The 24194-nt window shown below is 62.1% G+C and carries 24 protein-coding genes; 18 read left to right on the forward strand and 6 right to left on the reverse strand.

Going from position 1 to position 24194, the window contains the following annotated elements; genetic code table 11:
- The 10 genes from AC1D0P_RS11280 to AC1D0P_RS11325 form a co-directional block, all read left to right on the forward strand.
- Positions 1–456 (forward strand): hypothetical protein (locus AC1D0P_RS11280; RefSeq protein WP_477676819.1); only part of this gene is annotated, 456 nt, incomplete at its 5' end.
- A gap of 9 nt (positions 457–465) precedes the next feature.
- On the forward strand, positions 466–546 hold the full coding sequence (locus tag AC1D0P_RS11285; RefSeq protein ID WP_477676848.1) for a DUF2059 domain-containing protein: 81 nt from the start codon (positions 466–468) through the stop codon (positions 544–546).
- A gap of 84 nt (positions 547–630) precedes the next feature.
- On the forward strand, positions 631–1134 hold the full coding sequence (locus AC1D0P_RS11290; protein WP_477676820.1) for an anthrone oxygenase family protein: 504 nt from the start codon (positions 631–633) through the stop codon (positions 1132–1134).
- A 189-nt stretch (positions 1135–1323) separates the two neighbouring features.
- Positions 1324–1686 (forward strand): hypothetical protein, encoded by a 363-nt coding sequence (locus AC1D0P_RS11295; RefSeq protein WP_477676821.1) that lies wholly within the window; start codon positions 1324–1326, stop codon positions 1684–1686.
- Between the two features lie 15 nt (positions 1687–1701).
- Entirely contained in the window at positions 1702–2127 is a 426-nt protein-coding gene (locus AC1D0P_RS11300) for a hypothetical protein (RefSeq protein WP_477676822.1), read from the forward strand.
- Positions 2128–2724: 597 nt separating this feature from the next.
- On the forward strand, positions 2725–3195 hold the full coding sequence (locus AC1D0P_RS11305) for a hypothetical protein (protein ID WP_477676823.1): 471 nt from the start codon (positions 2725–2727) through the stop codon (positions 3193–3195).
- A 184-nt stretch (positions 3196–3379) separates the two neighbouring features.
- A complete protein-coding gene (gene arr / locus AC1D0P_RS11310; RefSeq protein ID WP_477676824.1) occupies positions 3380–3775 on the forward strand; it encodes an NAD(+)--rifampin ADP-ribosyltransferase in 396 nt (131 codons plus the stop codon).
- Positions 3776–3821: 46 nt separating this feature from the next.
- Entirely contained in the window at positions 3822–4244 is a 423-nt protein-coding gene (locus AC1D0P_RS11315; protein WP_477676825.1) for an SgcJ/EcaC family oxidoreductase, read from the forward strand.
- Positions 4245–4417: 173 nt separating this feature from the next.
- Positions 4418–5395, forward strand: a complete 978-nt coding sequence (gene acuI, locus AC1D0P_RS11320) for an acrylyl-CoA reductase (NADPH) (RefSeq protein ID WP_477676826.1) — start codon at positions 4418–4420, stop codon at positions 5393–5395.
- A 31-nt stretch (positions 5396–5426) separates the two neighbouring features.
- A complete protein-coding gene (locus AC1D0P_RS11325; RefSeq protein ID WP_477676827.1) occupies positions 5427–7337 on the forward strand; it encodes a propionate--CoA ligase in 1911 nt (636 codons plus the stop codon).
- Between the two features lie 49 nt (positions 7338–7386).
- Here AC1D0P_RS11325 and AC1D0P_RS11330 read toward each other — a convergent pair whose 3' ends face one another.
- A complete protein-coding gene (locus tag AC1D0P_RS11330; protein ID WP_477676828.1) occupies positions 7387–9060 on the reverse strand; it encodes a hypothetical protein in 1674 nt (557 codons plus the stop codon).
- A gap of 333 nt (positions 9061–9393) precedes the next feature.
- Between AC1D0P_RS11330 and AC1D0P_RS11335 the strand changes: the two genes are divergently transcribed.
- From AC1D0P_RS11335 to AC1D0P_RS11345, 3 genes are all read left to right on the forward strand, one after another.
- A complete protein-coding gene (locus tag AC1D0P_RS11335; protein ID WP_477676829.1) occupies positions 9394–9858 on the forward strand; it encodes a (2Fe-2S)-binding protein in 465 nt (154 codons plus the stop codon).
- Positions 9859–9869: 11 nt separating this feature from the next.
- The gene (locus tag AC1D0P_RS11340; protein WP_477676830.1) at positions 9870–12017 is read left to right on the forward strand and encodes a xanthine dehydrogenase family protein molybdopterin-binding subunit; all 2148 of its coding nucleotides are present in this window, start codon (positions 9870–9872) and stop codon (positions 12015–12017) included.
- A gap of 63 nt (positions 12018–12080) precedes the next feature.
- Positions 12081–13130 (forward strand): XdhC family protein, encoded by a 1050-nt coding sequence (locus AC1D0P_RS11345; RefSeq protein ID WP_477676831.1) that lies wholly within the window; start codon positions 12081–12083, stop codon positions 13128–13130.
- On the opposite strand, the gene AC1D0P_RS11350 is transcribed toward AC1D0P_RS11345, so the two are convergent.
- Both AC1D0P_RS11350 and AC1D0P_RS11355 read right to left on the reverse strand, forming a co-directional pair.
- Positions 13127–13723, reverse strand: coding sequence for an O-linked N-acetylglucosamine transferase family protein (locus AC1D0P_RS11350; protein WP_477676832.1), 597 nt, complete (start codon positions 13721–13723; stop codon positions 13127–13129). The two genes, AC1D0P_RS11345 and AC1D0P_RS11350, sit on opposite strands and share 4 nt — an antisense overlap.
- Entirely contained in the window at positions 13663–15156 is a 1494-nt protein-coding gene (locus tag AC1D0P_RS11355; protein ID WP_477676833.1) for a tetratricopeptide repeat protein, read from the reverse strand. The genes AC1D0P_RS11350 and AC1D0P_RS11355 overlap by 61 nt, the downstream gene beginning before the upstream one ends.
- Before the next feature lie 94 nt (positions 15157–15250).
- On the opposite strand from AC1D0P_RS11355, the gene AC1D0P_RS11360 reads away from it, so the two are divergent.
- A complete protein-coding gene (locus AC1D0P_RS11360) occupies positions 15251–16216 on the forward strand; it encodes a glycosyltransferase family 4 protein (RefSeq protein ID WP_477676834.1) in 966 nt (321 codons plus the stop codon).
- A gap of 10 nt (positions 16217–16226) precedes the next feature.
- Here the strand turns inward: AC1D0P_RS11360 and AC1D0P_RS11365 are convergent, their stop codons facing one another.
- From AC1D0P_RS11365 to AC1D0P_RS11375, 3 genes are all read right to left on the reverse strand, one after another.
- Entirely contained in the window at positions 16227–17582 is a 1356-nt protein-coding gene (locus tag AC1D0P_RS11365) for a FecR family protein (RefSeq protein ID WP_477676835.1), read from the reverse strand.
- A gap of 67 nt (positions 17583–17649) precedes the next feature.
- Complete coding sequence (locus AC1D0P_RS11370) at positions 17650–19092, reverse strand: FecR family protein (RefSeq protein ID WP_477676836.1); 1443 nt, start codon at positions 19090–19092, stop codon at positions 17650–17652.
- Positions 19093–19118: 26 nt separating this feature from the next.
- Positions 19119–20453: a surface lipoprotein assembly modifier gene (locus tag AC1D0P_RS11375; RefSeq protein WP_477676837.1), complete on the reverse strand. Its 1335-nt coding sequence runs from the start codon at positions 20451–20453 to the stop codon at positions 19119–19121.
- Positions 20454–20709: 256 nt separating this feature from the next.
- On the opposite strand from AC1D0P_RS11375, the gene AC1D0P_RS11380 reads away from it, so the two are divergent.
- From AC1D0P_RS11380 to soxY, 4 genes are all read left to right on the forward strand, one after another.
- Positions 20710–21114: an ArsR/SmtB family transcription factor gene (locus AC1D0P_RS11380; protein ID WP_477676838.1), complete on the forward strand. Its 405-nt coding sequence runs from the start codon at positions 20710–20712 to the stop codon at positions 21112–21114.
- Positions 21114–22454, forward strand: coding sequence for a sulfite dehydrogenase (gene soxC, locus AC1D0P_RS11385; RefSeq protein WP_477676849.1), 1341 nt, complete (start codon positions 21114–21116; stop codon positions 22452–22454). Before AC1D0P_RS11380 ends, soxC begins: the two co-directional genes overlap by 1 nt.
- Positions 22441–23583, forward strand: a complete 1143-nt coding sequence (locus AC1D0P_RS11390; RefSeq protein WP_477676839.1) for a c-type cytochrome — start codon at positions 22441–22443, stop codon at positions 23581–23583. Before soxC ends, AC1D0P_RS11390 begins: the two co-directional genes overlap by 14 nt.
- Before the next feature lie 127 nt (positions 23584–23710).
- A complete protein-coding gene (soxY, locus tag AC1D0P_RS11395) occupies positions 23711–24178 on the forward strand; it encodes a thiosulfate oxidation carrier protein SoxY (protein ID WP_477676840.1) in 468 nt (155 codons plus the stop codon).
- Positions 24179–24194 lie beyond the last annotated feature (16 nt).

Here is a 24194-nt window from a genome sequence, read left to right on the forward strand (position 1 = left end):
GTGGCTACTTTGCTCGGTTGCGCGTCCCAGCCGGCGAACGACCCATTTACCGGCAACTACCGACTGGCTGGCGAAGAGGATTCAACGATCTATGCCGTGTCAAAGATGGGAGACGGCTGGGGCCTGGCGATGTCAAAAAAAGCCGATGCGCCCAAGACAATTCGCAGCGACGATGATCGGAAAGCCCAGCTCTATCGCGTCGATCCTTCCCAACTTTTAAGGGTGGATCGGTCAGTGCCGATTCCGCCCGTTTGCATTGCGACGCTAAGTTCACCTGGAGAAGGAACGTACCAACTCCTGCCGTACTTCGCTCTTTGCCGAGTGCCCCGGGGAAGCCTGGTCGTTCTTGCGAAACCCATCCCCGGATGGAAGGAGTTCAGAGCCACTTCCGAACATGTGTTGATCTTCGGCCTTATGGGAGCGACCAATGGTGTGGAGCTCGAAGCTTTCAGATAGTACGTTCCGATCTACCAGGAAACATTTACCCAGGACGAGATCGATGGGCTGATTGCCTTTCACCGCGACCCCGCAGGTGCCGTGAGGTAGTTGCCGGGCGGTCGCGCACGGTTGTCGCCATTGCCCCGCGGCATTACAGTAGTTCCTCGATYTCGCACCGATTGTGAGGATTCCATGCCGGCTGCTGACACCTGGCTCTTTGCGCTGACCTTTCTCACGGCCCTGGGCTGCGCGCTCATCGCCGGCATTTTCCTGGCGTTCTCCAGCTTCGTGATGGGTGCCCTGGCCCGCATCAGCCCGCCCTCGGGCATTGCCGCCATGCAGTCCATCAATGTCGTGGTACTCAACCCGGGTTTCCTGGGACTCTTCATGGGTACCGCGCTAGCCTGCGCCGTGCTTCTTGTCTACGCTGTGATGCACTGGCAAGCGGCTGGCGCGCTTTGCGTTGTGGTGGGAAGCCTGTTCTATATCGTGGGCACTTTCGGCGTCACCATGGTTTTTAATGTGCCGCGAAACAACGCGCTGGCGCGGCAAGACCCGGCCAGCCCGGAGGCCACCGGTTTCTGGCGCGGCTATGTGGCCGGCTGGACGATGTGGAACCATGTGCGCACCCTGGCGGCGCTGATCGCGGCGGTATTGCTGATGTATCCGCTGATCCGGTTTCCRGGCGGTGTATAGGCGAAAGGGAGTGCGCTGGCGAAAGTTCGGCGGGTTGCTTCAAGCCATGCTAAAAATACAAATGTTTGTTGAGGTTCCGATAAACAAGAGGTTCTGCAGGGATTCGATGGTCAAGTTAAACTGCGGCCGCAAAGTTATACCGCACGGTTTGGGGTCTAAATTACGTCAATCCTGCAGAAACTCCTACGCATGCTCGCCATGAAGTGCCCAGAGCTCACGCATGAGCAATACGTTGCCACCATGGCCACGCCAATGCGCCTAATTGAGGCCGAGGACAATTCTTATCATCCATTTCCGATTGGCGAGGTCATGGATAAGCTGATTCAACAGCTTTCGTTACCAACCACCCGTGAGGACATAGACATTCACTTCGTCTACATGAATGATCTCAACCACTTTTGCCACATTCTCTTCAACTGGGGGGTGAAGAACGTCTACCTCGTTCTGGTTACCAGGCCGCAGGAGAAAAAAGTGCACGGTTATCGCGTTCTCAATATGACGGCAGAGTATGGCCTCGACACTTGGGACGGGGAAGTCCCTTTCATCCGTTAGCCGGCACGGCAGCCGATGCAGCTTGTAGGCCAAATTGTCGATGTGCAAGCTGACGGGTGCGAGCGCACGGTTCTCGTCGAACTGCGCGGTACCGGGGCGCGCATGGCATTTTCCGTGCCGGTGCCGACGCAGTACATGACCGGCCAGGAGCGTTGCCAAACTTACTTGGCAGGACATGACATCGATGTCGAGGTCAAGCTCGTGTTCGTGACCAAAGTGAGCGCTGAGTCCATCGACAGGCAACTGAGTTTCTTTCAGCCAATCGCCAAATCTCCGCACACGGTGGTCTTTGGAGTTGTATCTGAAATAGCAGCAGCGGATGAATTCATTTGCCAAATTAATGACGAGGGCGGGAAGATCAACGTGTCGACGGAGATGGCCTTTCAACTTCATGTCGGTACGCGTGTTAGTTTTCGAGGGGAACTCACTCATGCCGGCTAATAGGTCGATCGACAAGGCGTATCCCTGCAAGTCGGGTCACGCCTCTCCTCTTAAACGTTCGACGCCGCAGATGCGAGTCTTGCTCCTGGCCATCTCAGCGCTTGCTACCGGCTGCGACCACATACATGGCGTTGCGCGCTACACCGACCCGATGCCCTCGGCCCCGCCAGCCCGGTGCGTCCAGGACGCCGTCTCATCCGTTGAGGGTGTAAGGAACGTCAGCTATTCCTGGGAGTTAGGTAGCCGACCGCTGACGCTTCACGGAATTGAAAGGCCAGATCAGGTGCATCGATTCTGGTACGAATACAAAGACATCAAGAGCAATCTCTATTTTGTGGCGCGCCACGATGGCTCCGCTACCTACCATCACAGCTACGGCTGCCTCAACTGCACGCCACCTCAAAGCACCATCGATACCCTTTACCCGGGTATGCTTGCGATCGATGAAGCTGTCCGGTCACGGTGCGGGGTTTCAGTGCCCATTCACGAGTCCTGTTCGGGGGTGAAGTGCGGTGGCGGCTGACTCTTTCTTCAAGCGGACCAGCCCAAGGCGGTCCGCTTAAGTCAAACGCCAGGCACCACCAATCCATCGACACTATGAAACACGCTTTTGTCTCCGCGCTTCTCGGGCTGCTGGCAACCTGCAGTCTCGCCGCCGATCCTTCGTTGGCGCCAAACGCTCCGAAAGACAATCCTGTTCGCGCCGAATCGGCGGCGCGCATGGAGAAAGCAATTGCGCCGTACGTTGCTCAAGCAAAGGCCTCATATCCACAGGCAAAGCAGCGGTTCCTTGCCGGGCTCCCGAGAGGTCATTCATTCTTTCTCACTACGCGCCTCTCCGACAGGAAGGGAAACGTGGAGCAGGTCTTTGTTGCGGTACAGAGCATTCGCAACGGCTTGGTTACAGGAAAGATATGGAGTGACATCGAGCTGGTTGAAGGTTTCCGCCGCGGCGATGTGTATTCTTTTCAGGAGGCGGCGATGATCGACTGGCTCATTACCAAGCCCGACGGAACGGAGGAAGGTAATTTCGTCGGGAAGTTCCTCGACACTTACTCCACGAAGTAGGTGCCGAATGCCTAACTCTTCCTGTGTGGGCTCCCCACAACGGAAGGAAGCGGCTCCGCCGCTAGTTCGCTGAGAAACATGGGTTGGCGTCCTACGACGGCATGGATGTCGGTCCTGCGCTGATCGCCGCGAAATGAACCTGAACTGGGGGCACAACATCACCCCCGTTTTCACCTGACAACTTATGGCAGCTTTGGACACAGGCCCTTTTTTTCATGGCACGAAAGCCGAATTGCAGCCAGGCGACCTGCTGAGTTCAGGCTTTACATCGAACTACGACGAAAGCGTCGTGATGAATCACATTTATTTCACCGCCATTCCCAAAGGCGCCGGGCTTGCCGCGGAAATAGCCAAAGGCTGCGGCAGGCCGCGGGTCTACATTGTTGAGCCGACGGGAGAGTTCGAGAACGATCCCAACGTGACAGGCAAGAAGTTCCCGGGCAACCCGACGCGGTCCTATCGAAGCAGGCTGCCTTTAAAAATTGTTGGCGAACTCGAAAGCTGGGAACTCTATGACCCAGAGTTCATTCAACAACTGAGAGCCCGTATCGAGAATGGCATGGGCAAAATCATCAATTGATGGGAGACGCCGCTGTAAAACGGCGTCCCAGTCGTGGCAATAGGACATGACCAAGATGAAAAAACCTGAAGATGCACCGGGCGCCTTTCAAGATGCCTGGAATGCGCACGACATGGTGGCTTTGGGTGAGCTGTTCGACCCCGACGCAAGCTTCGTGAATCGCTTTGGGCACTATGTCCGGGGCGTTGAAGAGATCGTGGCACTCCACGTTCCGATTCACGAAACCATCTATCGCGACTCCACGCTCCAGAACGAGCTGATCGATATCTCCCTTATTGCCGACGGGGCTGCGGTCATCCATTTCTGGAGTCGCCTGGCTGCCGGCGCCGTCCACCCGGCCGGGCCACACGTGGTGGATACGCTGATCCTTGCCGTGTTGACGAGACAGCACGATACCTGGCGCATTCGGGCGCTTGAGAACGTGACCCTTGTCAACCCGCGGACCGGGGAGGCGATCTTGCGGGACTAGCGCACGCTTGAACCTGCAGAGCATCCTCCTCAGTCGAAACTTGTCATGAATTCCGCGTCCTTGGAGGCGCCATCAGCCTCCTGAAAGCCCGTTATCCATAATTAAGAATTCAGTTTTGCTGGTTTTCCATCGTTTTCCGGCACCTGAAACAACAATCCACTGGAGACAACGCCGTGTTCAAGTCCCTTCTGCTCAGCAAGTCCGACGCCGGTTTTTCGGCGGCGGTGACCGATACCGATGAGGCCCGGCTTCCCGCCGGCGATGTGCTGGTGCAGGTCGAATACTCCACCCTCAATTACAAGGACGGCCTGGCCATCACCAACAAAGGGCCGGTGGTGCGCAACTGGCCCATGGTCGCGGGCATTGACGGTGCGGGCACCGTGTTGGAGTCGACGCATGCGGGCTGGAAGGCCGGCGACCGGTTTGTGCACAACGGCTGGGGAGTCGGCGAAACGCGCTGGGGCCTGATGGCCGAACGCGCGCGCCTGCAGGGCGACTGGCTGGTTAAGCTGCCGGCGGCCTTCACGTCGCGCCAGGCCATGGCCATAGGCACGGCCGGCTACACCGCCATGCTCAGCGTGCTGGCGCTTGAGCAGCACGGCGTGAAGCCCGGCGACGGCGAAGTGCTCGTGACGGGTGCCACCGGCGGTGTGGGCAGCGTGGCCGTGGCCTTGCTGGCCAAGCTGGGCTACACCGTGGTGGCCGCCACCGGCAAAGCCAGCGAGGAGGCCTACCTGAAGCAACTGGGCGCCGGCAGCGTGATTGACCGGGCTGAACTGTCTGCGCCCGGCAAGCCGCTGCAAAAAGAACGCTGGGCGGGTGTGATTGATGCGGTCGGCTCGCACACGCTGGCCAACGCCTGCGCGCAGACGCGCTACGGCGGTGTGGTGACGGCCTGCGGSCTGGCGCAGGGCGCGGATTTCCCSGCGACGGTSATGCCKTTYATCCTGCGCAGCGTGACSCTGGYSGGYATYGACAGCGTGATGGCGCCCCTGGCCAAACGCCAACAGGCCTGGGACSGGTTGGCAAAAGACCTGGACACCGCGAAGCTCGAAACCATGCTGGAGGAGATTCCGATGGCGAAAGCCGCAGAAAAAGCGGCCGACTTGATGTCGGGCAAGGTGCGCGGCCGTGTAGTCGTCAAAATCTGAAGAATCTAAAAATTAAAAACGGAGACAAGCGATGACGAGCTACGCAGATTTCTACCGCCAGTCCATAGACCAGCCCGAGGCCTTCTGGGCCGAGCAGGCCAAGCTGATCGACTGGCACAAACCCTTCACCCGCGTCTGCAACGACGACAAGCCGCCGTTTGCCCAGTGGTTTGAGGGCGGGCAGACCAATCTGTGCCACAACGCGGTGGACAGGCACCTCAAGGACAGGCCCGACCAGGCGGCGCTGATTTACGTCTCCAGCGAAACCGGTATTGAAAAAACCTACACCTTTCGTGAGTTGCACGCCGAAGTGCAGCGCATGGCCGCCAGCCTGCTGGCCATGGGCGTGGTCAAGGGCGACCGTGTGCTGATCTACATGCCCATGATTGCCGAAGCGGCCTTTGCGATGCTGGCCTGCGCGCGCATAGGGGCCATCCACTGCGTGGTGTTCGGCGGTTTTGCCAGCGGCTCGCTGGCTTCGCGCATCGACGACGCCGCGCCGCGCGTGATCATCAGCGCCGACGCCGGCTCGCGCGGCGGCAAGGTGGTGGCGTACAAGCCCTTGCTCGACGAAGCCATCCGCCTGGCCAAGCACCAGCCCKAAGCCGTGCTGCTGGTCGACCGCGGCCTGGCGCCCATGCCCATGGTGGCCGGCCGCGACCTGCATTGGGAGACGCTGCGCGCCAAATACCTGCACGCCCAGGTGCATTGCGAATGGCTGGACTCCACCGCCATCAGCTACACCATCTACACCAGCGGCACCACCGGCAAGCCCAAGGGCGTGCAGCGCGACACCGGCGGTTATGCCGTGGCGCTGGCCGCCAGCATGAAACACATCTTCGACGGCCGCGCCGGTGAAACCTATTTTTCGACCAGCGACATCGGCTGGGTGGTGGGCCACAGCTACATCGTCTATGGCCCGCTGATCGCCGGCATGGCGACCATCATGTATGAAGGCCTGCCCACGCAAGGCATGGACCAGCAGCCCAACGGCGCGATCTGGTGGAGCCTGGTCGAAAAATACAAGGTCACCGGCATGTTCAGCGCGCCCACCGCCGTGCGCGTGCTCAAAAAGCAGGACCCGGCCCTGCTCAAAAAACACGACCTCTCCAGCCTGCGCGCCTTGTATCTGGSCGGCGAGCCGCTCGATGAACCCACGGCGCGCTGGATCAGCGAGGGCCTGAACGTGCCCATCATCGACAACTACTGGCAGACCGAATCAGGCTGGCCCATCATCACCATCGCCAACGGCGTTGAAAAGAAAGCCAGCCGCTTCGGCAGCCCCGGCGTGCCTATGTACGGCTACAAGGTCAAGATCCTGCACGAGTCCACCGGCGAAGAGCTGACGCAGCCCAACGAAAAAGGCGTGGTGGTGATTGAGGGCCCGACACCGCCGGGCTTCATGCAGACCATCTGGAAGGACGATGCGCGCTTCGTCAACACCTACTGGAAGAGTGTGCCCGGCAAGATGGTTTACAGCACCTTCGACTGGGGCATACGCGACGAAGACGGCTATTTTTTCATCCTGGGCCGCACCGACGACGTGATCAATGTGGCAGGCCATCGCCTGGGCACACGTGAGATCGAGGAGAGCATTTCAGGCCACGCACAGGTGGCCGAAGTAGCCGTGGTCGGCGTAGCCGATGCACTCAAAGGCCAGGTGGCCATGGCCTTTGCCGTGCCCAGGGATGCCACCGTGCTTACCGACAGCGCGGCCGCCCTCAAGCTCGAAGGCGAAATCATGAAACGCGTGGACGGCGATTTAGGCGCGGTCGCACGGCCGTCGCGCGTGCTTTTTGTGACGGCCCTGCCCAAGACCCGCAGCGGCAAGATGCTGCGCCGTGCGATCCAGGCGGTATGCGAGGGCAGGGATGCGGGGGATCTGACGACCATGGATGATCCGGCGGCTTTGCAGCAGATTCGGGATCGGGTGGCGGGGTGAGAGTTGGAAAAGAGAAACTGTGTCAAAGTGCCGATGATGTTTATCCACCCTAACTCCCTCGATTGTCGAGATGCGATGGAAGCCATCCGACCACAACTATCTGCTCGTCGTCATCCCAGAAAAAATAAAGCCTGAAGCCGTATCTACGATCTCGCGAATCGCCGCCTTTCAGATGTCTGTCCAGGGACCTTCGGCTACCGCCATACTGAACCGAATACAAATCTGCAGCGTACTTGACTCCTTCTCCAGTAGAACTCTCTTCTAGCTGGAGATCCGCCAATGCGCCTTCGTAGAGTTGACGACGCTCAGCGCTGTTGTCGATCCTCATTGGTACATAAAAATCACGAAGCAAGAGCAGCGAACGATAGATGAATTGCGGATCGWGGTAGTTCGATTTTCGGATGCCTTGATATGCTCGATTGGTCATTTCTACAGACCCCACGAGATGCTCTTTGCACCAATCTTCAAAGAGGTTGAGTGACTCTGGGATGGCGATGACGGGCTTCTGCGAAATTTCTGCCAAGCGTTGATCTAGTAGCCGAATTCTGTTTAGGCGTTCTAGCGCCAGAGAGCGCGCAGCGTTGGCATCTTGAATTGCCATCTCTCTTTCAGTGTCCGCAGTGGCCAGAAGGCCGTCATATTGTTCCTTCTGCTCTTGGAGTTCTTTTCTTAGTTGGTCGTTATCCTGCTCAAAAAGTTTTAGCAACTCCACATCAGATCCACCAGCTTCTTTTAGATTTTTTCGCTCGGCCATTGCCGCGTGCTGGCGAACTGCGTTGAATCCCGGTAATTCTCTTTCTCTATCAATTCCATAAACTGTATTCGCTAGGGATTGATTGATTAACCAGCGTTCAAATGCCTGCGCACCGCCTCCCGGCCAATCGACGATGCGATGTGACAGAGCGAGTGGATGATTGGAGGGCTGATCGATCCAAGAGCGAAATCCAGGGCGATATGTTCTTACCCCTCGATGAAAAACTGAGAGTTCTCGCCCAACCCTGTCCGTGAGAAAGAAGCTTGCTGCTCCTGTTATCGCAAATACATGAGTTGAGCCTAAGGTCCCGTCATGAACAGCTTTCACTGAGGCAGCGGCGTCTTTCACATCGAGGGAGTTCTCCGGCAGCGAGAAAATGATGACGTCGCAATGGCGTCTCGGGTCCTCCATTAAGCGAACGAGGTCGTCAATTTCATCCTCGGAAGTTAGCAACCTTACCTGTTTACTCAGTAGTTGACCATTGAGTTCAGCCGGACCTGCTGTGATAACTTGTTTTACAAAACCAGGGATAGATCGATCAAAGGCGACCTCGGCTCCTCTATTGGCGCAAACTAATCGAGCTCCGAAAAGCGTGTCTCCATCTGAATCTATCCCCACACCTATTTCTGTTATCCAGGTCCTCAAAGGGAAGATTTTGTCAGCGTCGTCAAGTCTTGCAGCCCAATAGCGAGGCTCTACTAAGGCCACTGCTGCAGTTCTCTGCGCACCAATGTCCGATAGCTCAAAAGATCTGCGCTGCCACGCATCGTTAGGAAGAGTTTTTCCTGCGCGTTGAGCCATCCATCGCAAAATGCTGTCCACAGTAGATGCGTAGCGATCTTTCCCCTCTATTGGTTTTAGGCGAAGTGTGACTTGACTAACAGGTCGAATTACAGAGCGGCCTTCTTTAAGCTTCGCTGCTATCGGGGTAACGTGCTCTTTCGTATCTTTTTTGACTTGGCCAAGCATATGTATTCACTCTTTAGGTTAATAAATTAACTGGTGTCGCTGCCAACATTCAGATGGACTCGTAGTCCCCAGGCGGGACTGCTGAGAAGGTTTGTTCAGTCTAGAAGAAGCCCAACAGGAGCGCCTCCTCTAATTTGGTGAGTTGGGATCAAGTAATCTGTTGTCTCATCTTGAGAAATCTTCTCGACACTTTGTTTCACCCAAGGGTTTCTACCCGGATACCCCCCAAAGCCCAGCCGTAGCATGAGTCCCGCAAGGCCTTCGGGTAGTAGCTGACTTGGGGGCCTGCCCGATCCTGTGATGACAGACAGAGATTCAACAAAGGGGACCCCGATGACAACAAAACTCRACGTGAACGGCCGCGCCGTTTCCGTCAATGCCGAGCCCGACACACCCCTGTTGTGGGTGATACGCGATGAACTGGGCATGACCGGCACCAAGTTCGGCTGCGGCGCCGCCTTGTGCGGCGCCTGCACCGTGCACCTCAATGGCAAGCCGGTGCGCTCCTGCCAGACGCCGCTGTCGGCGGCGGCGGGGCAGAAGGTGGCGACGATTGAAAGCTTATCCCGCAACAACACGCACCCGCTGCAGGTGGCGTGGATCAAGCATGACGTGCCGCAGTGCGGCTACTGCCAGTCGGGCCAGCTGATGAGCGCGGCGGCGCTGCTCCAAGGCAACAAAAATCCCAGCGACGCCGACATCGACGCCGCGATGAGCGGCAACATCTGCCGCTGCGGCACCTACCCGCGCATCAAGGCGGCGATCAAGGATGCCGCTTCCACCCTGCGTAAAGCCTGAGGAGAACCATCATGACCATCACCTCACTGATTTCTCCGAACCGCCGCACCTTCCTCAAGACCTCGTCGGCCCTGACGGTTGCGGGGGGCGGGCTGATGCTGGGCGTCACGCTGGGCGTACCGTCGGCGCAGGCCGCCGGCACGCTTTACACGCCCAACGCCTGGGTGCACATTGCCGACGACAACACCATCACCTTGTTGTCGGCCCGCTCCGAGATGGGGCAGGGCGTGTACACCTCCATGCCCATGCTGATCGCCGAAGAGCTCAACGTCGACATCCGCAAGGTCAAGGTCGCGATCGCGCCGCCGGGCAAGGTCTACACCAACGCCTTGCTGGGCGCGCAGATCACGGGCGGCTCGACCTCGGTGCGCGACGGCTGGGAGAAGCTGCGCATTGCCGGCGCGCAGGTGCGCATGATGCTGGTGTCGGCGGCGGCGGCCAAGTGGAATGTGGATGCGTCGACGCTCAAGGCCGAAAACGGCATGGTCACAGGCCCGAAGGGCAAGAAGGCGACTTACGGCTCCCTGGCCGAGGCGGCATCGAAGCTGCCGGTGCCCGAGAAAGTGGCGCTCAAAGACCCGAAAGATTTCACCGTCATCGGCAAGCCCACCAAGCGGCTGGATACGCCGATGAAAGTCAACGGCACGGCCGAATTTGGCATTGACGTGAAGCTGCCGGGTATGGTCTACGCGAGCTTGCAGCAATGCCCGGTGATTGGCGGCAAGGTCACCAGTTTTGACGCGACCAAGGCCAAAGCCATGCCGGGCGTGATCGACGTGGTGCAGATTCCCGACGGCGTGGCGGTGGTGGCTGACAGCTACTGGCATGCCTTCAAGGCGCGCCAGGCCCTCACGGTGCAGTGGGACGAAGGCCCGGTCGCGGCCATCAGCAATGCCAGCATGCTGGACGGCATACGCAAGGCGGCCGATAGCGGCAAGGTGATTCCCATCGTGCCGGCCAAGGGCGACGCGGCGGGCGCGATGAAGGGCGCGGCCAAGACGCTGAAGGCCGAGTACGTGTCGCCGCTGCTGGCGCACGCCACGCTGGAGCCCATGAACTTCACGGCCGACTACAAGAACGGCAAGATCCTGCTGATAGGCCCGACGCAGTTCCAGCAGGGCGCGGAAGGCAGTGTGGCGGCGGCGCTGGGCATCAAGCCGGAAGACATCACACTGAAGACCACCTTCCTGGGCGGCGGCTTCGGCCGCCGGCTGGAGCTGGACTTCATCGTGCAGGCGGCGCAGATCTCCAAGGCGGTGGGCAAGCCCGTCAAGCTGCTCTGGAGCCGCGAGGACGACACCACGCATGACTTCTACCGGCCCATGGCCGTCAACCAGCTCTCCGCCGGCCTGGGGGCCGACGGCAAGCCGGTGGCGCTTAACTTCAAGGTGACCTCGCAGTCCATCACGCAGCGCGCCTTCGGCCTGCCCAAGGACACGCTGGACCCTTTCATGGCCGAAGCCGGCGTGATGCCTTACGACATTCCCAATACGCAGTACGACCTGGTGATCCACGACACCGGGCTGCGTGCGGGCTACTGGCGCTCGGTGAGCCATGCGCTCAATGCTTTCGCCAACGAAAGTTTTGTCGATGAAATGGCGTTGGCCGCGGGCAAGGACCCGTATGCCTACCGCATGTCGCTGCTGGACAAGCAGCCGCGCTTTGCCAATGTGCTGAAGATGGCAGCCGAGAAATCCGGCTGGGGCACGCCGGCGCCGGCCGGCCGCAGCCGCGGCATCGCGCTGATGGAGGGCTATGACACCTATATGGCCCAGGTGGCCGAGGTGTCGGTGAAGGACAACCAGGTCACGGTGCACAAGATGACGGTGGTGGCCGACCTGGGCCGCATGGTGAATCCCGACACGGTGCAGGCGCAGATCCAGTCCAGTCTCATTTTTGGCCTCTCGGCCGCGCTGAACAACCAGATCACGCTGGACAAGGGCCGGGTACAGCAGACCAATTTCGGCGACTACCCGGTGCTGCGCATGCATGAGTCGCCGGTGATGGACATCACCCTGGTGCCCAGCACCGAAAAACCCGGCGGCATCGGCGAGCCGGCGACGGCGCTGGTGGCGCCGGCGGTGGCCAACGCCGTGTTCGCGGCCACCGGCAAGCGGGTGCGTACGCTGCCGCTCAATGACAACCTGGCCAAAGCCTGACGAGATATGGGGTTGGCGCCGGGATCGAGGCAGAGATGAGCATGGACTGCTAGCATCCGGCGCATGGACAACATTGACCTCGAAGTTCTGAAAACCTGCTCGCAGTGGCTGGCCGCGGGCCTGCGCTGCGAACTGGTCACCGTGCTCAAGACCTGGGGCTCCAGCCCGCGGCCCGAAGGCTCCATGCTGGCGATCTGCGAGGACGGCCGGGTGGTGGGATCGGTCTCGGGCGGCTGCATTGAAGACGACATGATTGACCGGGCCCGGCGTGAGGGCCTGGACCGTGCGCGGCCGGCCATCGTCACCTACGGCGTGTCGGCCGACGAGGCGCGCCGCTTCGGCCTGCCCTGTGGCGGAACCATCGAACTGGCGATTGAGCCGCTGTCGACGGACAGCCGCATCGAGGAATTGCTGCGGCGCCTGCAGGCCGGCGAGCTGGTGGCGCGCCGTCTGGACCTGCATACCGGCGCGGTGACGCTCAGTACGGCCCAGCCCACACAGTCCATGCAGGTGTCGGAAGCCGCGCTGGTGACCTTGCACGGCCCGCGCTGGCGCCTGCTGGTCATTGGCGCGGGGCAGCTGTCGCGCTTTGTGGCGCAGATCGCGCAGGGCATGGACTACGCCGTGACGGTGTGCGACCCGCGCGAAGAGTACCGCGACAGCTGGCAGGTCGAGGGCGTGGAACTGGCCACCGGCATGCCCGACGACGTGGTGCAAGCCATGAAGCTGGACGCGCGCTGCGCCGTGATCGCCCTCACGCACGACCCCAAGCTGGACGACCTGGCGTTGATGGAGGCGCTGCGTTCGCCGGCGTTTTACGTGGGCGCGATCGGCTCGCGGCTGAACAACCAGCGCCGCCGCGAACGGCTGGCCGAACACTTCGATATGACGGAAGAAGAACTGGGCAAGCTGCACGGCCCCATAGGCCTTTATATCGGCAGCAAGACACCGCCCGAGATCGCGATTTCCATCCTGGCCGAGCTCACGGCGGTGAAGAACCAGGTGGCCTTGCCGCGCGCCGTGGGCATCGCCGAAGCCAAGGCGCAGGCCGGCCTTGCGCCCACGGGCGAGGTGTGTGAATTGCCCGTGCCGGCTGGCAAGCCTGCCGTTTAGATAGAAGCTACATCGAAGGCGGCCGGCGGCAAGCCTGCGCGTGAGCGCTCGGCCATGACCGTCCAGGCCGCTTCCCAATCCTTCACGCGTGCCGCCAGGTCGAACAGTGGTGCGCCGGCGGCAGCCGCTTCGACGTGTTCCCGCAAGGTTTGCAACGCACCGGGGTCGCGCCCCAGGCGCACCGCTTCGGCCCGATAGGCTTCGGGGCTGTCCAGGACACATTGCGCAAGGCCGGCGGCATGGAGGATGCTGCCGCCCAGGCGTGATGCAGGGCGGTTGCCGGCACAGGTGATCGCCGGTACGCCGAGGTGCAAGGCGTCTTCCAGGCCCTGCGCGGCATTGAGCCGCAAGGTGTCCAGAAACAGGTCGGCATGCCGCATGGCGGCCAGTGCCTCGCCTCTATCCATGGGCGTCGAAAAAAGCAACCGGGCCGGCCCCACACCGGCCGCCTGAGCTTCCCGCGCCAGGTTGATCGCCGCCGCGCCGCAGCGGGGAAGCCACAGCACGGCATCGGGCAGGCCGCGCAGGATTTTCATCCACACGGAAAAACTGTGCGGATCGATGCCTGCCGGCGCGAGGAATGAAGCCAGCACCAGCGCGTCGGTGGGCAGCCCCGCGTCTTCGCGCGAGAGGGTGCGCCCGGGCGCCTGCCTGCCGGCGCTTGCCAGCCAGCAGCCATGCGGCAGGCGGACGATGGCACCGTCCTGTGAAAGCCCGGCGGCGTCTGGATGGGCGAAGCGATCCGACAGGCTGTAGTCCCAATGCCCGGGCACATGGCGCTGGTAGAGGCCGGCTTGGCGCAATTGCACCGGCGCCACCCGCATGGCCGCGATGTCTTGCCGGCTCCAGGGCGAATCCGAAGCCATTTCGATATAGATATCCAGTTGGTCCAGCCGCATGCGTCCGGCGGCTTCCGCCGCCGCCATATGACCGATTTCGCTGACGCTTGCCGCGTGAGGCCGCAGCGAGTCGGCCGGCAGGGTACCGGGCCGCAGCGTGAAGGCGTAGACATGGATGGCAAAGCGCGAGGCGTCATGTCGCGCCAGCTGCTGGGGATGGATTCGCTGTGCATCTGCGCCAGCTCGTCGTCCCGCAAATCCAGCAGCAGGCCGTAAAACGGCGCGTCACCCCAGTAGCGGCCGAGGCCGGTGGCGGCATTTTTTTCAAGGGTGGCACGCAGCAGGGTGGTGAGCTGGTCGTTGTTTCGCCAGTCGCCTGCCGACAGGCCGCGGAATGCCTGGTCAAGATGGATCTGCAACGCGTCGGGCGGCTGAAGCATGAGCTTGTGCGCGTGGCTGATGGTGCGGTCGTACAGCTTGTCCGGGATATCGAGTTTCGACAGGAATTTTTCAAAAAGCAGGCGCGCTTCGCCGTCGAGGCCGGCCAGGGCCAGGTCCGCTTTTTTAAGCTCGCCATGGAAGGCGAGAAGGACGATGTGGCGTATTCGCAGTTCGCTGTCGAGAGGGAATTGGGCCAGGGCGGCGGTCACCACGTCGAGGGCCTCGGCATAGCGCCGCGCGCCTGAAAGATACTCGGCAAGATTGGCATGGTAGGGCGCATGGCCGGGTTGCAGCTCCGCGCACTTTTGCGCCAGGCCGATCGCGATGTCCCAGCGCGATGACCCCGCGGCCAGGATGCCGACGTTGTTCAGTGAGCGCGGGTGCGCCGGGTCAAGCTGCAGGGCCCTGGCATAAGCGGCATCGGTCCTGGCCAGGTCGCCGCAGGCTTCGGCCGTGATCGCGAGGTTGGCCGCGCCGTCGGCATCCTGCATCAGCCGGGCCTCCACCGACAGCAGTGTCCTGTAGGCAGCCGTGGGCCGGTCGAGCAGGCTCAGCAAGGTCGCGCAGGCCGACGCGGCATTCACGTCCTGCGGGCTCAGCGCCAGGGCCTGCTCAAAAGCGAAGAGCGCCTGTTCAAGCTGGCCGGCCGCATGCAGTTGTGCGCCGCGCAACATCCAGTCGCCATGGCCTGTGGCGGCCGCAGGCAGCGGGGGCTGTTCGGGCGCGGCTGGTCGGCTATCTTGCATGTCGGGATTATGTGGCACCGGCCTGTGCCGGCCCCGGGGATAATCCGGGTCAATGACTGATCCGTCCGCCAGCGCCCCAGCCGCGCCCCTGCATTTGCTGGGACGCTTCGGTGAGCTATATACCGGCGCGGAACGGGAACTGCTGGACCTCGGGCGGCTTCTGGCCGGCAGGCGCCCGGTCAAGCTGTGGTCCGACGTGCCGGTGCACCCGGCTTATGCCCGCGAGGGCATTACCGCGGTTCAGCCTTTCGCGCAGCAGTTTCCCAAAGACGGCACGCTGCTGATCGGCGGCGTGCATCTGCAGCCGGGGATCTGGCTCAAGTACACGCGCTTCAAGCGCATTGTTCTTTTCCACAATCTTTCCAACCAGGGGCAGCTTTTCGCCATCGTCGAGGGTGTGCGCGAATCAACCGGGCTCGATCCCGAGATCGTTTTCGTGTCGGATTTTGTGCGGCGCAGCGCCGCGCTGCCGGGCCGTGTGATACCGAGCATGCTGGACCTGGAGCCCTTCTTGCGGGTGGCTGAAAAACGATTCGAGGCAACGCGGAAGCCGGGGCCCTTTACGGTCGGGCGTGCCAGCCGTGACCTGCTCGAGAAGCACAGCCCGGACGACCTGAGCCTCTACCGGATGCTTGCCAGCAGGGGCATCCGGGTGCGCATCATGGGCGGCACCTGCCTGGCGCCGGGGCTGGGCGGGGTGGCGGGCATTGAACTGCTGGCGGCCGGAACGCAAAGCATGCCGGAGTTTTACGGCTCACTCGATGCTGTTTTCTACCGGACGGGGGCCTTGTTCATCGAGGCTTATGGCCGCGTGGTGCTGGAGGCGATGGGGGCGGGCTTGCCGGTGGTGGCGCACGAGACAGGCGGCTACGCGGAGATGATGGTGCATGGCACATCGGGCTTTCTCGTGAAGTCCCAGGAGCAAGCCTACGATAGCCTGATCGCGCTCAGCGAATCGCCTGAACTCTGTCGCCGTGTCGGTGAGGCCGCGATGCATCAGGCGATTGCCACCCATGGCCCCGAAGCTATAGCGCGCGACCTGGAATTCTATTTGCGCTGAGGCGCCGGGCTCACGGTGCCTGGAAGGCCGCAGCACCGGAGAAAATCGTTGAACCCGGCCCGGTGTAGACCAGGCCTGCCCGGTTGGCGTTGACACCCGTGAAGAATCCGTTGACATAGATGCCTGTACCGGAGCTGTAGATGAATTGCGCGCCGGAAATCGCGATGACGCTTCCCACGCTGATGTTGCCCAGGGTGGTGTTGATGGTCACGCCAAGCTTGCTGTTGGTGAAATCGACCGCCATCGAGGCGGAGGTGAGCGTTCCCATGGCGGTCGCCGGCCCGCTGGGGCTGGTATAGCCGGTGACCGGCGTAGCGCCGATCAGGGTGTAGGTGGCGATGCCGGTGGTGGTGGGCATGACCGCCGTGGGCTGGCCGATGATGTAGTGGAGATCCGCTAGGTTCGTCCCGCTGTTTTTCGTGGCTGTCGTCCAGGTACCCCATCCGATGAAGTCGCCGGCCGCGATGGTGCCGGCCGAACCGAAGCTATTGGCCACGGTCGGCTTGAAAACGTTGCTTCCGCTGGTGAAGTCCGTGACTTTCCCGAGATCCAGGGTCGCGGAGGTCGCCACCACGGGGCCAACCTGGGGCCCGGGCCCGGAGACCAGGGGGACGTAATAGCTCGCCGCCACCTTGAGGTTGGTGAAGGTGCCGGTGTTGACTGGCGGGGTGGGGACGGGTGTGGGCTTGTTGATGATGCCGCCCGGGCCTGCGGGGTCGGGGTTGTTGCCTATAACTACAGGATCCTGCGTCGGGGGAGGGGTTGGCACCGGTGCCCGCACATTGGTGCGCACGGGCGCATCGGTGTTGTTGATGACCCGCACCGATTCGCCGGCCGTCAGGCCCACGCAGCCACCGGCATTGCAGACCTCGATGGCGTCCAGCTCTGTCGTCACGCCCAGCGAGCCGTCGGGGTTGTAGCCGACATTGAAGCCGGAACCGCGTATGCCGATGGTGGCGGTGGTGGTGGTGACCTTGTAGTTTTCGCGGTTGCGCTTGCCGATCAGGCCGGTGATGGCCCGCATGCTGCCGCTCAGCAGGTCGACCAGGAAACGGTCTTCCTTGGGATCGGCTTTGTCGACATAGTTGGCGACCTTGAACTCGGTGTTGGGCTGCAGAGACACCAGCCCGCCGTCGGTGAAACGCACCTGTGCGCGGCCGCTGGCGCCGGTCAGGATGGCCTGGCCGCTTTCGATGTCCTTGCCCTTGGTGAGCGGTGCGGTGCCGCCGTCGGCTCGGCGGACGCTGACATCGCCCACGATGAACTGGGCCACGCCGGCTGAGGGCGCGGCCGAGGCTTGCAGCGGGTAAATGGCGGCTAACGCCATGGCCAGGACGGTGTGTTGGAGCTTGAAGTTTGAGGTCATGGCGGTTTCTCCGGGGATTTTTTAGGCTTCGCGCTGGGCTGGCTTGCTGAACTAAGGGCGGCTCTGCTCACAGGGGCGGTCGAAGGACCAGGGTGCTTTGCTGGAAAACGGCCGCACCGGAAACCTGTCCCGCGTTGGCGCCTGCACCGGTAGCGGAGGGCGTGCTGTAGACCAGCGCGGCACGGCTGGCATTGTTCCCGGTGAAAAAACCGGTGACATTCGCGCCCGAGTTGTTGGTGATTTTGGCGTTGTTGATGTCCAGCTCGCTGCTGACGCCATAGTCGTTGCCGCCGAAGCGCGTGGTGAGGTTGAGGCTGCCATAGCCCTGGCCCGCACCGTAGGCGCCGAAGTTGGCGACCAGCGAACCCCCGACAAGCTGGCCTGCACCGAGCAGGCTTGAAAAGGCGGTGCCGCCGGCAAACTGGTAGGTGCCCTGCATGTTGTCGGCCGGCAACTGGGCCAGCGGCGTCGGCCGGCCCATCACGAAGTGAACCGATTCAATCGCGGTGGTCGAGCCCGCCACGATTTTTTGCCCTGTCACCCAGCTGCCCCAGCCGACGAAGTCGGCATCGGTTGGTATGCCCAGCGCACCCTTTTCCATCGTGGTGAGGCCGGGCGTGCTGCGGAACTGGGTCCGGACGTTGCGGCTGTCGACGCTGTCGAAGTCGATCGGTTTCCCGCTGAGGAAGCTGGTCAGCACGGCCGTGCCGGCTTCGGGGTAGTAGCTTTCGACCGCCGAGTTGGAGGTCGAGGGATTGGTGAACGCAACCGCCGCGGCCAGGTCGGTGAACACCTGTTTGACGGGCGCCGGCGCCGCGGCGGGCGGAGGAACAATGGCGGGTTTGCCGTCGGAGGTGGTCTGGTTGCCGGCCACGGCCACTTCCTGGGTAGGCGGTGGCGTGGGCACATTGGCCCGCACATTGGTGCGGACAGGCGCCTCGGAGCTGTTGATGACGCGCACCGATTCGCCGGCCGTCAGGCCCACGCAGCCGCCGGCATTGCAGACCTCGATGGCATCCAGCTCGGTCGTGATGCCCAGCGAGCCGTCGGAGTTGTAGCCCACGCTGAAGCCGGAGCCGCGTATGCCGATGGTGGCCGTGGTGGTGGTGACCTTGTAGTTTTCTCGGTTGCGTTTGCCGATCAGGCCGGTGATGGCCCGCATGCTGCCGCGCAGCAGGTCGACCAGGAAGCGGTCCTGCTTGGGGTCGGCCTCGTCGACGTAATTGGCGATCTTGAAGTCGGTGTTGGGCTGCAGGGACACCAGGCCGCCGTCGGAAAAGCGGACCTGGGCCCGGCCGGCGTTGCCCGTCAGGATGGATTCACCGCTTTCAAGCGGTTTGCCCTTGGCCAGGGCCTCGGTTTTTCCGTTCGCTCGCTGCACATTGACGTCGCCGGCGATGAACTGGGCTACCCCGGCCGACCCGGCGGCCATGGCCTGGACAGGAAACGCCGAGGCGATCACCATCGAGAGGGCGGCTCGCTTGAGCGGGAATTTCCGTGTTGTTTTCATGGGGGCGTTATTGGCCGGCAAGCCGGTCAGAAGTCGCGGCGCACCGTGACCGAGAACAGGCTGCGGTTGTAGTCGGAAATCACGACGTTGGACTTCACCGAGGTCAGGGCCAGCTGGGGCGTGACGCGCCACAGTTTGGCGGGCACCCAGTTCAGACCCAGGTTCAGGTTCCACTGCTTGTCATGGCGGGTGACGAGGAAGAGCGGGTCGGTGCCGCCGTATTTGCGGTCTTCATAGGCGAGGCTGCCGAACAGCGCCAACGCATCCGAGAGGGTTTTCTGGATGCCGGTGCGAACGCCGACAAGGTCATGGCCCAGGTGCGGGACGCCCGAAGCGCGCTCTTTTTCCTTGCCGACGTAAGCGCCGCCGAAGACGACGATGTTGCTGTCGCGGAAGGCATGGGCATACGAGGTCCCGATCACCGTGCGCGTGGCGTCGCGCAGCGACTGGCCGGGGTAGCTCAGGTCGCCCCACTGGATGTAGCTGCTCCACTGGCGGAAACCGTCGATGCGGTAGGTCCATTCGCCGACGAGGCCTTGCTGGTCACGGGCTCGCGAGCCGGCGACGGTGTAGGTCCCGGCCTGGACGACGCCCGAGAATTCGTGCTTGTCGTAGCGGTAGCTGGCGCCGAAATTGAGGTCCACCTGGCCGGTGTTGAAGTCGTTGTACTTGGCGTTGACGCGCGCATTGCCATAGATGTTGCCGATCAGCGACCAGCGCGGGTCGACCACGTAGCGGGCCGACAGGCCGCCGCCCAGGCTGGCGAAGGCATCCTTGGTTTCGACGCCGGCGCTGTTGAGCGTGAAAATCAGGCCGCCGAACGCGGGCACGGCCACATTGGGATTGCCGGGGCCGCTGTTGATGTTGGTGTCGTAGCCGATGCTGGCTTCGATGAAGGGCTTGACCGATGAGCGGGCGGCTTCTTCCGTCCGGTCTATGGCCTGCAGGAACTGGTCGATGGTGGCGGCGGCTTCGGCCGGGATGTTGTCCTGCTTGGTCTCCAGCAGCACCTGCCGGGAGGCCTTGGTGTCGCCGACGGAGAACAGCGCGCGGCCGAGTTCGGCGCGTGCCCTTGAATTGGCGGGCTGCACCGCCAGCACCCGCTCCAGGGCGAATACCGCGCGGGTGTATTGGCCGGTTTCGTTGGCTGCGATGCCCAGCACCGTGTCGAAGTCCGGATCACCGGCGCGCGCGGCCTCTTGCGGCTCCAGCAGGTCGAAGGCTTTCTGTGCCTGGCTCTGGTCCAGCAGGGTGCGTGCATTGGTGACCAGTGCGTCGACTTCCGCATGTGCCAGGCCGCTTAGGAGGCATGCAAACAGGAAGAGGATGCCGCCCGAGAGAAATCTGTGTTTTGAATACATAAGTATTATTTTATAAAGTTCCCAGGTAACAACCCGTAAGTAACAAAAGTTTTATATCACGGAGGCATGACTTTCAGGGTTTTATTACACCTGCTACAGAGGGGCGGAGTGCATTGCGGCAACACCTTTTGGGACCTTTGGCACCGGCTTGGTGATATTCACCAGTTTCAGGAGGCTACCAAGGGTAATCACGGAGGAAAGCTCCCTTGTTTGGATGAATAATATTAGCCATCGCTTATATTAAGAAGAAGTCACTATGGACGAGATGATCCAGGCCAGTGCCCAGGTTGAACGGGGCCGGGTGTTTGAACTGGCGGCCGAGCTGTTCGGTGTACTCGCGACGCCGATGCGCCTGCGCGTGCTGAGCGCCCTGTGCGAGCGTGAAAAATCCGTCAACGAGCTGCTGGCCGAGATCGACACCACGCAGCCCAACCTTTCGCAGCACCTGGCCGTGCTGTACCGCACCGGCGTGCTGGCCAAGCGCAAGGAAGGCACCCAGGTGATTTACCGCGTGCAAAGCGAAAAAGCCGTGGCGCTGTGCCGCAGCGTCTGCACCCAGATCGCCATCGAACTGGACGAGCCGGGCGCGCTGCCCCCGGCGCAAAGCCTGTCGCCGCGCTCCGGCACGCAGGACGCCTTAACCGAAAGACGCCAGCCATGATGTTGAACCGATTCCTTCAGCGCGCGCCTGAGAACTTTCTTTCTCGCGAGCAGATACACGAGGTGCGGGCCGGGCGCCGCGGCTTTCTGGCCGGCGCTTTCGCCGCCGCAGCCGGCACGTTGGCCGCGGGCCGGGCCGCCGCGCAAGGCGCCGCGGCTGTCGAAGGCGAGCCCGAAATCCTGAACCTTCCGCCGCATAGCAAGGGCCTGGGCCAGCCGGTGGCGGCGCGCCCTTACGGCCTGCCGAGCGAATTCGAGAAAAACCTGCAACGCCGCGAAAGCCCGGGCCTGACGCGTGTCAGCCAGGCCAGCGTGAGTTTTTGCCCCCTGCAGGGCTTGTTCGGCATCATTACGCCCAGCGGCCTGCACTTTGAGCGCCACCACCAGGGCTGGTGGGACATCGATCCCTCCAAACACCGGCTGATGCTCAACGGCTCGGACGAGGCCATGCTCAAGCGTCCCATGGTTTTCAACATGGACGAATTGATGCGGCTGCCCAGCGTGAGCCGCATGCACTTCATCGAATGCGGCGCCAATACGGGCATGGAGTGGGGCAATGCCGCGGTGCCGACGGTGCAGTACACCCACGGCATGCTCAGCTGCAGCGAATTCACCGGCGTGCCGCTGCGCACCTTGCTGGAACTTTGCGGCGCCGACCTCAAGCGCGCCAGGTTCATCCTGGCCGAAGGTGCTGACGGCTCGGGCATGACGCGCACCATTCCCATGGACCTGGTGATGAGCGGCGAGGTGCTGGTCGCCTATGGGCAGAACGGTGAAATGCTGCGGCCCGAAAACGGCTATCCGCTGCGGCTCATCGTGCCCGGCGTGCAGGGCGTGAGTTGGATCAAATACCTGCGCCGCATCGAGGTGGGCGACATGCCTTACGGCGCCAAGGACGAAACCATTCACTATGTCGACCTGCAGCCCAGCGGCCTGCACCGGCAGTACACCAGCATCCAGGAAGTCAAAAGTGTGGTCACCTCGCCCAGCGGCGGGCAGGTGCTGCTGCAAAAGGGCTTTCACAACCTCACGGGCCTGGCCTGGAGCGGGCGCGGCAAGATACGCCGGGTCGACGTCTCGGTGGACGGCGGGCGCAACTGGACGCAGGCACGGCTCGAAGGGCCGGTACTGGCCAAGTGCCTCACGCGCTTTAACGCCGACTTCGTCTGGGACGGCAAGCCGGCGATTTTCCAGAGCCGCGCGGTGGACGAAACCGGGCAGGTCCAGCCGACCTACAGCGAGCTGCGCAAGGTGCGCGCCTCGCGCAGCATTTATCACAACAACGCCATCCAGTCCTGGGCGCTGGCAGAAAACGGCGAGGTGAAAAATGTCCAGGTTTAAGCACGCCCCATTCACGCTGCTGCTGGTGCTTGCCGGCCTGGCCTCAGGTTTTGCGCAGGCGCAGCCGGCCACGCGGCAGGCGGCGCTGGCCGGCGTCGGCAGAACCGCCACGCCTGCCGAGGTCAAGGCCTGGGACATCGACGTGCGGCCCGATTTCAAGGGCCTGCCCAAGGGGCAGGGCACGGTGCGGCAGGGCGAAGTGCTGTGGGAGGCGCAGTGCGCTTCCTGTCACGGTAGTTTTGCCGAGTCGTCCGAGGTGTTCACGCCGATTGCCGGCGGCACCACGGCGCAGGACATCAAGAGCGGCCGGGTTGACGGCCTGATGCCGGGCGCCAACCAGCCCAACCGCACCACGCTGATGAAGGTGTCCACGCTGTCGACGCTGTGGGATTACATCAACCGCGCCATGCCCTGGACCGCACCCAAGACGCTGACGCCCGACGAGGTCTATGCCGCGACGGCCTACATCCTGTTCCTGGGCAATGTGCTGCCGGAAGACTTCACGCTGTCGGACGCCAACATCCGCGAGGTGCAGGCCCGCCTGCCCAACCGCAACGGCATGACCACGGCGCACGCGATGTGGCCCGGCAAGGAGCTGGGCGGCACGGCAAAGCCTGACGTGCAAGGGTCCAGCTGCATGGCGAACTGCAAGGCCGAGGTGGTGGTCAAAAGCTTTTTGCCGGACTATGCGCGCAACGCCCATGGCAACCTGGCCGATCAATCTCGCCTGGTGGGCCAAAGCCGCGGTGTGGATACGACACGGCCGGCTTTGGCCGCCGAGGCAAAATCCGGCGTGGTCATGGCCCAGGCGGAACGCGCGCCTGTCGCGACGGCCCCTGTGGCCGCCGTGGTGAAGACGGCCGCTTCCGGCTCGGCGTCCGTGATGCCTCTTTTGCAGAAAAATGCCTGCTTGGCCTGTCACGGGATGGACAACAAACTGGTGGGTCCTTCGTTCAAGGATATAGCCAACAAATATAAGGACCGCGCCGATGCGGTGAATTACCTCTCGGGCAAAATCAAGGCCGGTGGGCAGGGCGCCTGGGGTGCGATCCCGATGCCGCCGCAGGCTTTGAGCGCGGCGGAGTCGGCCCAGATTTCCCAATGGCTGGTGCAGGGCGCGGCGAAGTAGGGCCTGCGGACTGGCAGTGCTTTTTTGAAGGATGCTGGGAGAAATACCCTCCCGGAGTTTTGCGGTTTTGTGTCCAATCGGACCAAGTTTTTAAAGACATTCAAGTTATATACAGAGGAGTTCAACCATGGAACGTCGTGATTTTTTAGCCAGCAGTTCCGGCGCCACGGCGCTGGCGCTGGCGGCTGCTTCGGGCCTGAACCCGGCCTATGCGCAAAACGCCCCGGGCTGGAACAAAGCCGCTTTTGAAAGCAAGTCCCTGGCCGACGTGGCCAAGGCCATGGGTGCCACCAGTGCACCGGTCGAAAGCAAGGACCTGCTGCTGCAGGCGCCCGAAATCGCCGAAAACGGCAGCGTGGTGCGCGTCGGCGCGCAGAGCAACATCGCCAACACGACGCAGATCGCCCTCGTCGTCGAAAAGAACCCCAGCGCGCTGGCCGCCATGTTCGACATCCCGGCCGGCACCGACGCAAATGTCTCGACCAACATCAAGATGGGCCAGTCCTCCAATGTCTATGCCCTGGCCAAGGCCGGTGACAAATATTTTTATGCCGTGAAAGAAGTCAAAGTGACTCTGGGCGGCTGCGGCGGCTGAGCCTCGCAACACCCAA

This window comes from Polaromonas sp. P1_G2 (assembly GCF_056405515.1).